This window comes from Polaribacter litoreus (assembly GCF_054584775.1).
The window spans coordinates 1-1,076 of the sequence record NZ_JBTLRD010000081.1 but is presented as its reverse complement, the minus strand read 5'-3'; the positions used below and the strand labels follow the sequence as shown (position 1 = coordinate 1,076).

Here is a 1,076-nt window from a genome sequence, read left to right as displayed (position 1 = left end):
TCGGAAACGCTAAAGTTTTAGTCTAAATAGCTTTTTTTTCGCTAAATTTACGCAACAAATAATACACCAAAACGTTAGGCAACATATAAACCAATCAACAACCAAATATTATGAAATCAAAATTACTACTTATTGCAATCTTTTTTTTAGGAACTACAGTTTATGCTCAAGACCAAAGTTGGACTTTAAGAAAATCTTATAAAACAACAATCGATTTGACCGTTAATTATTTAGATGGAGCGAATATAAAAACTCGAACTGCAAAAGCTGGGTTGAAATATCGTTATATAGAAACTGTAGACGATAATATCTACATTAAGTTTTTAAAAATCACAAAAGACACTCAATTAACACAAGGAGATGACAACTATGTAAATGCAACTAATGACGGAATTACATATTTCGTCAAAAAAGACAAACTTAATGTTTTACATAAACAGAAAAACGGAAGTTTGGTTTCTGGAACTTTATTAGCGCCAATAAAAATAAGACCTGAAAAGAAAATTGATGACACGAACACTGTTCCTTGGGAATTATCTACTGACATTTCTCTTGGACAATACATTGGATATCGATTTCCTTTAAGTAAAACAAATCCATATTATTTAACTGTTCCAACATTTACTCTTGGAACAAGTCTTTTATCAATAAATAGTTCAAATACAACACCTGAATCTGCTACTTCTACGACTTTAGGTTTAACTTGGTCAACAGGAATAATTTTAGATTTAAATGGTTTTAACATTGGGTTGTTAGTTGGGAAAGATTATGCACCAGGACAAGCAGGAAAAGATTGGATATATAATGAAGAAACTTGGTTTAGCATTGGATTTGGAATAAATCTAACATCAAAAAATAGAGATTTATAAAATACGTTGCCTAACACCGTGTATAATTCATTGCTAGTTATAGCCTACTTACGAAAGTCCTCGCGGACTTTCTATCTGTGATTTATTTGTTAACTTTAGTGCTTAAACACGCAACGAAATCATACACAATCACGTTGCCAACAATGTAAATGCAAATCCGAAAGTGAATAGATTTATAATAATTTTAGTAATATTTTGTTTTTCAAA

The 1,076-nt window shown here is 30.3% G+C and carries 1 protein-coding gene; it reads left to right on the top strand.

The annotated features are described in order from the left end of the window. Nucleotides 1-110: 110 nt before the first annotated feature. Nucleotides 111-869, top strand: a complete 759-nt coding sequence (locus ACW9UN_RS17240; protein WP_459487614.1) for a hypothetical protein — start codon at nucleotides 111-113, stop codon at nucleotides 867-869. Nucleotides 870-1,076: the final 207 nt, after the last annotated feature.